This is a genomic window from Exiguobacterium sp. s78 (assembly GCF_018618985.1).
Classification (GTDB): Bacteria; Bacillota; Bacilli; order Exiguobacteriales; family Exiguobacteriaceae; genus Exiguobacterium_A; species Exiguobacterium_A abrahamii.
This window is the reverse complement of the sequence record NZ_JACSNB010000001.1, coordinates 1,583,913-1,596,047: the sequence shown is the minus strand read 5'-3', so window position 1 is coordinate 1,596,047 and position 12,135 is coordinate 1,583,913. Positions and strand designations below refer to the sequence as shown.

General features: G+C 47.1%; 15 protein-coding genes and 1 other RNA gene. 11 read left to right on the top strand and 5 right to left on the bottom strand.

Annotated features, from left to right (window positions below):
- Positions 1 to 12 precede the first annotated feature (12 nt).
- Positions 13 to 456, bottom strand: coding sequence for a hypothetical protein (locus KNQ18_RS08355; protein ID WP_215084480.1), 444 nt, complete (start codon positions 454 to 456; stop codon positions 13 to 15).
- 134 nt (positions 457 to 590) lie between these two features.
- Between KNQ18_RS08355 and rnpB the strand changes: the two genes are divergently transcribed.
- Together rnpB and KNQ18_RS08345 are read left to right on the top strand one after the other, a co-directional pair.
- Positions 591 to 964: RNase P RNA component class B (rnpB, locus tag KNQ18_RS08350), an RNA gene on the top strand.
- A 111-nt stretch (positions 965 to 1,075) separates the two neighbouring features.
- On the top strand, positions 1,076 to 2,221 hold the full coding sequence (locus tag KNQ18_RS08345; protein WP_064300101.1) for a THUMP domain-containing class I SAM-dependent RNA methyltransferase: 1,146 nt from the start codon (positions 1,076 to 1,078) through the stop codon (positions 2,219 to 2,221).
- 266 nt (positions 2,222 to 2,487) lie between these two features.
- Here KNQ18_RS08345 and KNQ18_RS08340 read toward each other — a convergent pair whose 3' ends face one another.
- Complete coding sequence (locus KNQ18_RS08340) at positions 2,488 to 3,135, bottom strand: DUF4352 domain-containing protein (protein ID WP_215084478.1); 648 nt, start codon at positions 3,133 to 3,135, stop codon at positions 2,488 to 2,490.
- Between the two features lie 263 nt (positions 3,136 to 3,398).
- On the opposite strand from KNQ18_RS08340, the gene KNQ18_RS08335 reads away from it, so the two are divergent.
- Complete coding sequence (locus KNQ18_RS08335) at positions 3,399 to 4,247, top strand: SMI1/KNR4 family protein (protein WP_215084476.1); 849 nt, start codon at positions 3,399 to 3,401, stop codon at positions 4,245 to 4,247.
- Positions 4,248 to 4,361: 114 nt separating this feature from the next.
- Here the strand turns inward: KNQ18_RS08335 and KNQ18_RS17420 are convergent, their stop codons facing one another.
- Positions 4,362 to 4,493, bottom strand: coding sequence for a hypothetical protein (locus tag KNQ18_RS17420; RefSeq protein WP_285800527.1), 132 nt, complete (start codon positions 4,491 to 4,493; stop codon positions 4,362 to 4,364).
- A 182-nt stretch (positions 4,494 to 4,675) separates the two neighbouring features.
- Here KNQ18_RS17420 and KNQ18_RS08330 point away from each other — a divergent pair, with 182 nt between their 5' ends.
- The 5 genes from KNQ18_RS08330 to KNQ18_RS08310 all read left to right on the top strand — a co-directional run bounded on the left by KNQ18_RS08330 (position 4,676) and on the right by KNQ18_RS08310 (position 6,579).
- Positions 4,676 to 4,966 carry a hypothetical protein gene (locus tag KNQ18_RS08330; protein WP_035397924.1) on the top strand — a complete coding sequence of 97 codons (291 nt, stop codon included), beginning with the start codon at positions 4,676 to 4,678 and terminating at the stop codon, positions 4,964 to 4,966.
- Between the two features lie 25 nt (positions 4,967 to 4,991).
- Positions 4,992 to 5,492 carry a GNAT family N-acetyltransferase gene (locus KNQ18_RS08325; protein ID WP_215084474.1) on the top strand — a complete coding sequence of 167 codons (501 nt, stop codon included), beginning with the start codon at positions 4,992 to 4,994 and terminating at the stop codon, positions 5,490 to 5,492.
- Between the two features lie 19 nt (positions 5,493 to 5,511).
- Positions 5,512 to 5,736, top strand: coding sequence for a hypothetical protein (locus KNQ18_RS08320; RefSeq protein ID WP_215084472.1), 225 nt, complete (start codon positions 5,512 to 5,514; stop codon positions 5,734 to 5,736).
- A gap of 74 nt (positions 5,737 to 5,810) precedes the next feature.
- On the top strand, positions 5,811 to 6,029 hold the full coding sequence (locus KNQ18_RS08315) for a hypothetical protein (RefSeq protein ID WP_029341406.1): 219 nt from the start codon (positions 5,811 to 5,813) through the stop codon (positions 6,027 to 6,029).
- Between the two features lie 73 nt (positions 6,030 to 6,102).
- Complete coding sequence (locus KNQ18_RS08310; RefSeq protein ID WP_064300093.1) at positions 6,103 to 6,579, top strand: glutathione peroxidase; 477 nt, start codon at positions 6,103 to 6,105, stop codon at positions 6,577 to 6,579.
- 79 nt (positions 6,580 to 6,658) lie between these two features.
- Here the strand turns inward: KNQ18_RS08310 and KNQ18_RS08305 are convergent, their stop codons facing one another.
- A complete protein-coding gene (locus tag KNQ18_RS08305; protein ID WP_064300092.1) occupies positions 6,659 to 7,120 on the bottom strand; it encodes a hypothetical protein in 462 nt (153 codons plus the stop codon).
- Between the two features lie 3 nt (positions 7,121 to 7,123).
- Positions 7,124 to 8,035 carry an EamA family transporter gene (locus KNQ18_RS08300; protein ID WP_214804625.1) on the bottom strand — a complete coding sequence of 304 codons (912 nt, stop codon included), beginning with the start codon at positions 8,033 to 8,035 and terminating at the stop codon, positions 7,124 to 7,126.
- Positions 8,036 to 8,191: 156 nt separating this feature from the next.
- Here KNQ18_RS08300 and KNQ18_RS08295 point away from each other — a divergent pair, with 156 nt between their 5' ends.
- The 3 genes from KNQ18_RS08295 to murQ all read left to right on the top strand — a co-directional run bounded on the left by KNQ18_RS08295 (position 8,192) and on the right by murQ (position 12,132).
- The gene (locus KNQ18_RS08295) at positions 8,192 to 9,145 is read left to right on the top strand and encodes an SMI1/KNR4 family protein (protein ID WP_251133325.1); all 954 of its coding nucleotides are present in this window, start codon (positions 8,192 to 8,194) and stop codon (positions 9,143 to 9,145) included.
- Positions 9,146 to 9,573: 428 nt separating this feature from the next.
- Positions 9,574 to 11,127, top strand: coding sequence for a lysine--tRNA ligase (lysS, locus tag KNQ18_RS08290; RefSeq protein ID WP_215084470.1), 1,554 nt, complete (start codon positions 9,574 to 9,576; stop codon positions 11,125 to 11,127).
- A 120-nt stretch (positions 11,128 to 11,247) separates the two neighbouring features.
- Positions 11,248 to 12,132, top strand: coding sequence for an N-acetylmuramic acid 6-phosphate etherase (murQ, locus tag KNQ18_RS08285; protein ID WP_149428119.1), 885 nt, complete (start codon positions 11,248 to 11,250; stop codon positions 12,130 to 12,132).
- Positions 12,133 to 12,135: the final 3 nt, after the last annotated feature.

The following is a 12,135-nucleotide window of genomic DNA, read 5'->3' as shown; positions in this document are numbered from 1 at the left end:
AAGACCCGGAGATTACTTCGGGTCTTTTCCTTTTTTATAGACGAGCGTCGGAGGTGTCAATGCCTCTCCAGTCCACGTGATCATCGCTTCCATCTTGTATCCTGTGTCATCCTCATGGACGAATGACAGGCGACTGGAATCGATCAATTGGTATAAACCATAAGCGACCTGGTCGGCCCAAGAGCGTAACGTCATTGCTTCATCATACAACGGGATTTGCTCAGGGAAACGTTCATTCATAAGCAAGATATCGTGTTGATCGAAATGATAGCTACGTTTTGAGAGTGCATCGGGCGCCTTGACGTTGAACGGCTCGAACGCGTGGATGAGCTCTCCTTGACGATAGAAGGCGAAGATGCCGTTTCGCAGATGAAGTGCCTTGATCTCATCGATTTCGATCAAGAATGTCAACTTGCGAACCGTTCGCCGGTTCGTACCAGAGCGTCGTTTTTTCATACTGCATGCCCCCTTCTGAACTCTTGTACTATACCGTGAAATGAGGCAGGGACGCAACTTTTTCGTTTATAAAACGAGAATTGCCTCTTGCAGGAAAGCGGCATCTACGCTACACTCATAAGCAGTGACTATGTTGGTTCGGACAATCGCGGGGCATTTCGGTGCTTTGAGGAAAGTCCATGCTCGCACAGCCTGCGATGGCTGTAGTGATCGTGCTACACAAAAAGATAAGTGTAGGCAGCGTCAAGCTGACGGCAGAAGGAACGCCTAAGTCTTCGGATATGGCCGAAACTTCTTGAAGGTGCCACAGTGACGGAGCTTCATGGGAAACCATGAAGGTGGAACGAGGTAAACCCCACGAGCGAGAAACCCAAATTTGGTAGGGGAATTTCCGGAGCGGAATTGAACGCGAAGGAGAGCGTATGCAAATACGGAGATAGATGATTGTCGCCTGCGTGTGAGGGTCAAACCGTTTGGAACACTAAGGAACAGAACATGGCTTACAGGACCACATAGGCTGTTATTTTTAAGTTGAACGAGAGTCCAGGTCCACCCTGGGCTCTTTTTTTATTGCAATGAAACGATCCAGTGGAAGAAACGATAAAGGAGTGAACGCGATATGGCAAAACGCTTAGTCATCGCGACAGCGGCGATGGGAATCGAAGCGCTCGTCGCAAAAGAAGTCCGTGCGTTAGGATACGAATGTACGGTCGAGGATGGAAAGGTCTACATCGATTGTGAGATGGAGGACATTCCCCGTTTGAACATGTGGCTTCGGACAGCGGACCGGATCAAACTCGTCGTTGCCGAGTTCCGCGCGACGACATTCGAAAAATTGTTCGATCAAGTCAAGGCACTTCCGTGGCACGAATTGATGCCGTGGGATGCGAACTTCATCGTCAACGGTCGTTCGGTCAAGTCGAAGCTGTTCTCGATCCGTGACTGTCAGAAAATCACCGAAAAAGCAATCGTCTCGCACATGCAAGAACAGTACAACAAAGGGACGGAATGGTTACCGAAGACGGGTGCGAGCTATCCGATTGAAGTTGCTTTGTTAAAAGACATCGCAACATTAACGATCGATACGTCTGGCGACGCGTTACACAAACGCGGCTACCGTGAATTCCACTCAGCCGCTCCACTCAAAGAAACGATGGCAGCAGCGATGTTGATGCTGACGAACTGGAAGCCGGACATGCCGCTCTACGACGTCTTTACCGGTTCAGGTACGCTTGCGATTGAAGCAGCGATGATCGGGCGTAATATCGCACCAGGGATCAACCGCGAGTTCGTCTCACAGGAATGGAAATGCATTCCGAAGAAGGCGTGGTTCGATGCGATCAAGGAAGCGAACGAAAAAGCGGAGTGGGACAAACCACTGAAGATCTACGCAAGCGATGTCGATCCAGAGATGGTCAAGCTCGCGAAAACAAACGCAGAACTCGCAGACGTCCGCGATGCAATCAACGTCATGCAACGCGACGCAGCAGACTTCAAACCGAAGGAAGACTTCGGTGTCATCATCGGAAACCCACCGTACGGGGAACGTTTGGAAGACGCACGTGAAGTCCATCAGTTGTACCGCAAGATTGGTACGGCGTATAAAGAATTCCCATACTACAGCGTCTACATGATCACGTCGTATGTTGAGTTCGAAAAAGCGTACGGTCGCCCAGCGACGAAGCGCCGGAAGCTTTATAACGGGAATATCGAAGTTCAATTTTATCAGTATTATGGTTTGCGTCGGAAACGTCCGCAGGCTTAAGCGATTTGTGAGAGGTGAGTGGGAGTCAGTTCCCACTTAATTCCCACTTTTTTATTTTTTTCGCCAAAATGTCATGAACCGCTCGGTTGAGCGGCTTTTTTTCGCTTTCTAGAAAAAACAGAGTCAAATAAATATCCCATATCTTCCTGTACCGAGTTGAAGAGGGCTTGATCATAACTCCTTTTTCTTTTTCTTATTGTTACTGATTGTAGTCATATTGATTCCTTATATTGCGTATATAAGTTCTAATTGTAACTTGAAGCCAATTAGTTTAGCTCGATCAAAATTTGTTCGCCAGCTTCGGTTCCAATTCCACTATCAGCAAGGACATCATATCCGGACAAGTTTTGTGGTACTTCATATGCAATATTCGCAGTCAACGAGAGTCCAGGGTTAATCTTGTCGAAGAAGAGCGAAGATCCATCGTTCGCATGGCGTGAAAGAGTTGTATCAGCTTCGTACGTTTTGCCACCTGCTGTGAGTTGGAACATCGAGTCATCGATCGTGCGTGCTTCATTATCGTCGTTCTGGACGGTTACCTGTACGAGGACGATCTTGCCTTGTGTCTCGTCAGCACCTTCCAAGTACGTCCGTTCCTCACTCCCTTCGACGGTAATCTTCAGGTTGTTTAGCTTCACCGGTTGCCCGATATTTTCGATTTTCACGCCGTCATCCTTAGCACTTTCCGCTTCGACTCGTTCACTCGGTGGATCTTCTACCGTTTGATTGTCATCCTGATTTGAGATTGCAACACCAAAGATGATAAAGACGATCGCGAGCAGGATGCCGTTCATTCGTCGCTGATTTAGCTTTGCCCGTTCCTTGCGTTTATGTTCTTCTAGTTTCTCTTGAAAATAATCCTTGTTTATTATATATCCTCCTTTGGTAATTTTAATTTCCAAGCTTAAAATCATAGTAAATACTCTAATACTAAAATAACGCATCATTGATTTTTAACATTTTTTTCTAATTATTATTTATTTTACCAATTATTTTAAGTGGAAGGAACTTATTATTGTTTTATATTTTAAAGATATATGTATGTAGGTATTTAAAGCCATTATTAAGGGAAGCATGCATCTGAGACTCACTGTGATAAATAATATTATTTATAATCAAATCAATGTGAATTAAATGAATAGTCAATGATACATTATTCAGTCATCGGAGGTGCTGCATGAAACCAGCCATCAAACAGATCAATCCATCGTCTAAACGCCCGGGTGTATCACTAATCGAACTAAAGCGTGCAGAAAAAATCCTCGGTTTAAAATTCCCGATGGATTACATTTCACTCATGCAGGAATCAAATGGTGCAGCCTTTCATGACTGGCAACTCTATTCGATACCAACTGAATCGAGTCATTCTGAAGTCGAAGATATCATCCACTGTTACGCAAATCGTCCAGATGGTTTACCGGAGGATATGATTTGCTTTGGTGAACATTTAGATGGAAGACGGTTATGCTACCGGATTCGACGTCGCTTTTTACAAGAGCTCGTCTTCACGTGGCATCCTAAAAGAGGACTTGAAAAATATTGTGCCTCTTCTCTCAACGAATGGGTAGAATCCGAAATGTTACGTGACCGGGCTAATAAAAAGATTACCCTGGGTACTTTTAGTGTTAGTAGTCATCGACTGTTCGTGACGGATTCGAATGAAAAAGATGTAGCATCGATTGTCTTGGAGCAAGTAAAGTCCGGAACGTGGACGGCTTCCGTCACATATGATTCAGATGGAACGGTTCGTTTGCTTTCAGTATACGAAGGTGTCGATCAGCCGACGGGAAGATGGACGCGCTCACATAAGATTACGATTGATTCGGGATTTGTACTGATTGGTGATGATGTTGCGTTTCGTGAGGGGGAACTAGCCGAGGAACTCTTTTTCGGTCAACAGGACGTCCATTTGTTTCAAGCGGGTATCATGACCGAGTCTGGATATGGAGACGGCATCTATGATCTGAAAGTAAAGAAAAATCGAGATAAACAAATCATCGGAGTACGAATCAATTTCATGGATTAGCAATCGAAAGACCGATCAAAGGAATGCTTCTTCGACCGGTCTTTTTGCGATATGTAGTTATTTGATGTTGTCGATGGCGTTGCCGTCTTGATCGACTTGAGTAGAAAGTCCTGTCTAGCCACGACCTTTTGTCTCTAGCCAGCTGGTGAATTCGACGAGAAATTCCTCGTGTGGTACATGACCACCATCTTTTTTGACGACGACGTACTCGTCAAGCTTTACATATGACTCCTTCAGTGATTCCATTCGTAATCTTCTCCTAAGCAGTGGATGCGAAAGTAAGAGTATAGCGCTCGAAACACTCATTCACAAATGATATCCTTTATCATTCGTATGAATCCATTCGTCGGAAAATCCAACTCTAGGCGGATATACCGAGTAATGGATTCCAAATATAGTAAAAAGGAGAGGTGAGAGGAGACGATACGATGTGGATCATACTGGGTTTACTGGCGATTGGATTTACGGCACTGAATATCATCTTTTATTTGATCGGTAAGGACTATCGTTTCCTGATGGTACTCGGACTGAGTTTTACGGCACTGACTTTGTGCGCTGAATACCGACTCGTTGCGGAATTCGTGGCGCGGGAGGATTGGGCAGCGTTACAGGACGTCGTACCGGGCATGGAGCGGGCACTGTGGGTATTGACGTTCATCTCGATCGGATTAAATGTATTGCCGCTACTGTTAGACTACCGAAAGAATCGATCTCGTTGAGGAATCGAAGAGGAGCTGAATCCTGATGAGCTATACATTTTCACCGCTGACGCAACGACAGGCGGAACAGATTGCCTACGAGTGGCAATATGACGGGGCGTTTGCATTTTATGATATGCCGAATGACGAAGAAGATTTAGCAGAATTTCTCGATCCAGCAAAGCGGACGGAACATTATTTTGCTGTGTTGGATCGGGAAGAATTGATTGGTTATTATGTATTTGAACCAAACGCAGACGTCGTTGACGTCGGGCTTGGCATGCGACCAGACTTGACGGGCCGAGGAAATGGAGTGGCATTTTTAGAAGCCGGTCTTGCGTTCATCATGGACCGATATGCACCTAAACAAATTGAATTAGCTGTCGCGGCATTCAACGAGCGGGCGATTCGCTTGTATACGAAAAGTGGCTTCCTTCCCGTCGAACGGTTCCAACAGGCGACGAATGGTGGAAGCTATGAATTTTTGAAGATGCGTTTACAACCCGTTCACTCGACGGAACCTTTTCCTGGATTATCAAGTAGATAACAGAAAAGGAGATGATATCATGGCACGCTGTACGAATTGTCAGTATAAGTTCAGCACAAAAGAAGTGCTCGCTGTCAGTGTTGCGATACATGGGGAAGGCAAGACGTGTCCGAACTGTGGCGTGAAACAATACATGTCCCGGAAGTCACAATTTTATCTTTTACTCGGGAATATCAGTCTCTTGTTCGTCCTGTTCTTGCCGTTTCTGATTCGGTTGAGCGGCCGAGAAGAATCGATGAGGTAAGATGTCGATTACCTTCGATTTCATGAAACTTTTTCCTGAATCCACCAGTAGATAAGGAAGAAGGAGATGATCAGATGGTACGTTGTACGAATTGCCAATATAAGTTCAAAACGAAAGAAGTGCTCGCTGTTGGATTTGCGAAACATGGGAAAGCATGTCCGAACTGCGGCGTGAAGCAATACATTTCAAAAGACTCGCAACATTACTTATCGCTCGGTTATGTCAGTCTCTTGTTCGTCTTGATCCTACCGTTCGTCATCAAACTGAGCGACAAAGAAGAGACGATCTGGTAAAGCATTACGCGCATGCCTGAAAACGACAGGGTGCGCGTTTTGTCTTATACTCGGGGCAAAGGAGCTGGGAAACATGCAAACCGTATACGATGCAACCGTACAAAATGCAGCGGGCGAGACTGTTTCATTAGGTGACTATGCGGGGCGTGTCCTCGTGATCGTCAACACGGCAAGCAAATGTGGGCTCGTCAAACAACTTGGCGAACTACAGGCATTGTACGATAAATATGACGAGCAAGGAGTCACGGTGCTTGGCTTTCCGTGCGATCAATTCAATCAGCAGGAGTTCGCGAGTCAGGAAGAGACGATGCAGTTCTGTCAGCTGAACTATGGCGTGACGTTTCCGATGTTTCAGAAGATAAATGTCAATGGACCAAATGAACATCCGCTTTATACATTCCTAAAACGCGAACGGTCGGGTCTACTGTCGTCAAAGATCAAATGGAACTATACGAAGTTTTTAATCGATCGCCAAGGACGTGTCGTACAGCGGTTCAGTCCGGTCGATTCCGTCCAGTCGGTTGAGAAAACCTTATCCTTGTATCTATAATCATAGTAACCGTCCGGCGCGAGTCGTTGGGCGGGACGAACGAATACCCTACCTTTGGCGAGGTAGGGCTTTTTTTATGTCATTCAACGATGAACGAATCAAAGGAATGCTTGACAATCGCATCGCTGCGCTTATGCCCGAGATCGGTCAGAACCGGTGGACGGGGGGACAAGACATGAAAATCCTGCTCGAACGCACGAAGCCAGTAATGAACCCAGTCTTTTGTAGGATCGAGATTCATCATTTCACGTGCGAATGTCAGCAGCTTTGAATCGGTCAGCGTCAGAAGTGGAATCGGGTTGATCTCGACATCTTCTTTTAGTTCATAGAGGTCCGGTGAACGAAGCAGAATCGCATCCGCCTCGAAGGTCAATCGGAAGTAATTGCAGCTGTAGTCGCCGACGATGACCATCGTCTCCTCCGTATGCCCACGAAAATGAAAGATCAATCGGTTACCATTTGCGACATCCATCAAGAACTGATTGAGTCCGATGTGATAATCTTCGCGAAATTGTAGTTTCTCAAGCGTGATTTCTTGCATGATTTAGCCTCCAGTCCGAGTTTGTCGTTCTTCTGTCAAAACGGTTTGGCGCGCTGCTAGGCGAGACGAACCGATCAATAAGGCGATTCCGAGTAACAATAACGAGATTCCGAACCAGGCCGTACCACTTAATTCTTCACCGAGGACGAACACACCAAGCAAGGCGGCAGTCAGCGGCTCACCGAGCGAGAGCGTGACGGCAGTCGACGATGGTACGTTCGATAGTCCTTTCGCGAATAACCAGTAAGCGATTCCGGTCGCAACGACGCCGAGATGGAGGCTGATTCCGGCACCACGTGACGTGAACAACCAGGAGAGATCGAATAAGAAGAGCAGAGGTGACAACAGCAAGGCGCTCGTCGTGAAAATGACGGCAACGACTGACAGCGGTGCGTGTGTCTTGACGAGGTTTCGACTGACGAACGTATACCCGGCAAACGATAGTCCGGCACCGAGTGCAAGGACGATTCCGATTGGATCAATCGCAACCGTTCCTTGATTGTTCAATAGCAACAGACAACCGGTGATCGATAGTCCGGTCGATGCCCACCACAGCAACGCTGGACGTTTCTTTAGGAACAGCCACTCGATACAGCCGGAAAAGATCGGCGCGCTCCCAATCGCAACGACAGTACCGACGGCGACACCGGTCATCAAAACAGCTGAGAAGAACAGTGGCTGGTAAGCCGCCATGCTGACGGCAGCGAGTAAAATCGTTCGCAACGGCCAGTCGCGTAACGTCAGCGTTCCTTTGAAGAGAACGAGACAGAGTAAGAACAGTCCACCGACAGCCAGACGAACGGCACCAATCGCAATCGGATGTGCATCTTCCGGCGCAAAGGCTTGTGAGGTCCCTGTCGTGCCCCAAAAGATCGCAGCAAGTAATATGAGCAACATCGATGATGATTTAGACATGGGTCACCTCTTCGAATGCAATTTTTTAAAATGATATTAGAACGAGAATACCATAGAACGAGTTGGATAGAATACACCAAATAATTGAAAAAATGGTATGGTGTATAGGGTGAAGTCGTATCATTCACGAATACGAAAATGAAAAGGATGGGACCCATGAAAGAAATGAACCAAATCGAAGCGGTACTTGACGTCTTATCACAAAAAATCAATCACGGGTCGACCTTCATTCAGCGGCGATACGATACAGGAATCGCTCAATTCAATTTAAATGATCCGGTGACGGAACAGGCGATTCAGTCATTTGAAAAACAGTTCAAACTAACGTTACCAAGTGAATATAAGACATTCCTTCGTTTACATGACGGAGCGGAGTTGTTCATGATCCAAGGTCTTGGTATCGAACTCTATCCACTTGAAAAAGTCATTGAAATGACAATCCAGGCTAAAGAGGACGACCTGATCCATGAAGACTATGATCACTTCTTGATGATTGGCGAAATGAACGAAGGATACGTCTTGATCCAGACGGAAGATGCAAAGACAGATGAGACACCGTATATGCACTGGATGTTTCATGAGTTGTCGACAGAGGAGACTGATCCGATTGGACAGAACTTCGGCACGTTCCTCGAATATGCGATTATTGCGCAAGGCGATATGTTCTGGGAGTTCAAGGACTTCTCGATTGCAACAGATGCTTATTATGTAGAGAATCACAATTCTGAAGAGGAAGTGAACAAACCACGACCGATTCGCTTCGTCGACTCGGTTCGCGTTGAAATCGAGTATCCGATTGCGAAGAGGGATGCGTATTTCTCAGTTAAGATTTTCGAAGGGAAACAAGAACAAGAACGTCTTGGCAGTAGCTACGACTCGGATTCGCGCTTTGAACAAGTGATGCAATCGGTTCGAGAATATCTAATGGCAGAGCGATTCCAGTATTCGTCGATCATGGTCTTTCAAACGGAACATCGGTTTTGGCAGAACGAGGACGAGACAGGTGACCCGTTGATTCGTAACCATAATCCGCAACGTCAAGGACTACGCTTCGATGGATATCGTGCTTTCGTTGAAGAGCAACCACGACCACTTCCAGGGTGGGAATGATACAATCAATGTTCGAATTCGATGATTTTCACCATCGAAACTCAAAATAAAGTTTTATCTTGTATCCCCTCATCTTTCAAAAAAGAATTGACAATGAACTGGATGAATCTGTATGCTAATCAAAATTACATAGTCAAGGCGATGACGAGAAGAGTAGGAAGAAATTGACGGTGCCAAGCGAGTCCGAGATGGTGAGAGCGGATGACCGGGTTTCTCTCTGAAAAAAGCCTCCGAGCTTCGTACGGATTCCGATATGGATGATGCTACGATGGGTTCTCCCATTATCGAGAGCATGTATGATTGTACATGTGAAGGTTCGTCTGGTGACAGGCGGACGAACAAAGGTGGTACCACGGGAAGCTGATTCTCGTCCTTTAGGCAACTAACGGGCGAAAATCAGCTTTTTGTCTACTACTGGAGGAATCATCATGCATTGGGCAGAACACACTGCAAGAACCATCATCGAGCGTCAGCCAGATAAAGAGACATACGTCTGTGCTGCCGGGATCAGTCCATCAGGTCCCGTTCATATCGGCAATTTCCGGGAAGTCGTCACGACGTACTTCGTTGCGCGTGCGCTGCAAGATCTCGGCAAAGATGTCCGCTTCTTGTTTTCATGGGACGATTACGATCGCTTCCGCAAAGTACCCGCGGATGTCGATCAAGCATTTACTCGATACATCGGGATGCCTTATAACGCCGTTCCGGCACCGGATCGATCCGACATGAGTTACGCGACGTACTTTGAACAGCAATTCGAAACGATGCTGGCAGCGTTCGAGATCACACCAGACTACCGTTATCAACATGAAGCCTATACGTCTGGCACTTATGCTGAACAAATCATCCACGCGTTTCGCCATCGTCACGCGATTTATGACATCTTGATCGACCATAAGACAGCGGCAGGATCCGATGCTGAGCGAGCAGCGTTTTACCCGGCGACCGTCTATTGTGCTGCTTGTGGAACCGACGCGACTACCATCGATTCGTTCGATGAAGCTGAAGCCACGTACCATTACAGCTGTCGATGTGGTCATATGGCAACGGTCGATATGCGGACGGAACATCGGATGAAATTGAACTGGAAAGTCGACTGGGCGATGCGATGGGCACATGAAGGCGTCGATTTCGAGCCGGGTGGAAAGGATCATTCTGCAGCAAACGGAAGTTACACGGTTTCGTCCCGGATTGCGCAAGAAATTTTCCAACAGCCGGCACCGCTCTATCTCCCGTATGAATTCATTCGTCTAAAAGGGGAGTCGAAAAAAATGTCGAGTTCAAGCGGTGGTGTCTTGACTCCGCAAGATCTACTCGCCGTCTATCCACCGAGCATTCTTCTGTTCTTATTTGCGAAACATCGTCCGAATCACGCCTTTCATATCGGGCTAGATGAAGATGTGTTACGCAATTACAGTGAGTTCGAGCGATTTGTCGCACACTCATCGCGTCAATCCGAAGACATTCAGCAAAGTCTACGTTGGAGTCATCGTGGAACTGCTCATCTCGTTTCATTTACGCAGTTGACGATGATTGGTCCGATGGTTGGTTTTGACCCTGATTTGATTGAAAATGTGTTTTGCGCGAGCGTTCCGCCTCAACAGATTGACCGTGCTCGTACTTTCGTTACGCAATGGTGTCCGGAGCGGGAACTTCATATCAGTTCTGTTCCGAATTATGAACTACATGCGCAACTGACGGGAACGGAACAGGACTGGATCCAACAATTCGTCGTTGCTCTCCGAACGGATGAAGACATCCTCTCTGCCTTCTACCGTTTGACACGGCAAGCTGAAAAAAAGGAGACGCTTCGCCTGCAGAAACACTATGCGACGCTACTCTATCAACTGACGATCAATCAATCCTACGGACCACGCATCCCGTTACTCGTCGCGACGATTGGTCGGGAGCGAATGTCTGCGTTACTGGACTTTGCGGATGAGGAAATTACGACAAGCAGGAAATCAAGAGACCGATCCTGAAAAAGAAGGACAAAACCTTATTTTTATATACCGAAATTTAATTTCAAATTTAAATAAAAAATATTGAATTTAAATTTCTTAATTGTATAATAAAGGGAGGGAAGAGAAAGGGTGAAGCAGATGTTAGATCAATTAGCAACGGAACGTCGGAATGAACGGACGATGCAACTCGATGAGATGACAGTCGAAGATGTCTTACGGGTGATGAACGCTGAGGATCAAACGGTCGCGACGGTCATTCGGGAACAAATTCCTGTCATCGCGGAAGTCGTCAAACACGTCATTGCATCATTCAAAAACGGAGGACGCTTGATTTACATCGGTGCTGGTACGAGCGGACGACTCGGGATTCTTGACGCGGCAGAATGTGTGCCGACGTTCGGGGTCTCACCAGACATGGTCGTCGGTTTGATTGCTGGTGGCGAACGCGCGTTAATCAAAGCGGTCGAGGGAGCAGAGGATAGTCGGACGCTTGCCGTCGACGATTTGAAAGGGCTCCAGCTAGAAGCACGTGATACGGTCATCGGGATCGCTGCAAGCGGTCGGACACCGTATGTCATCGGCGGGCTTGACTACGCGAAGGAAATTGGAGCGGTGACAGCTGCGATTTCTTGCAACACGGATGCGGTCATCAGTGGGCACGCACGCTATGCGATTGAAGTCGAAACGGGTCCGGAAGTCTTGACGGGGTCAACTCGATTAAAGGCTGGAACGGCGCAAAAGCTCGTCTTGAACATGATTTCGACAGCGGCGATGATTGGTGTCGGTAAGGTCTATCAAAATCTGATGGTCGACGTTCAGTCGACGAACGAAAAACTAGAGATCCGGGCGAAGCGGATGATCCGTGAGGCGACAGGAGTCGATGCCATAACGGCGGAGCGTGTCTTCGGGGAGGCACACGGGCACGTCAAGACGGCGATCGTCATGATTCTTGCAAATGTTCCGTACACGGAAGCCGTCGAACGATTACAGCAAGCAAACGGATTCGTCCGGGACGCACTCTAAGGG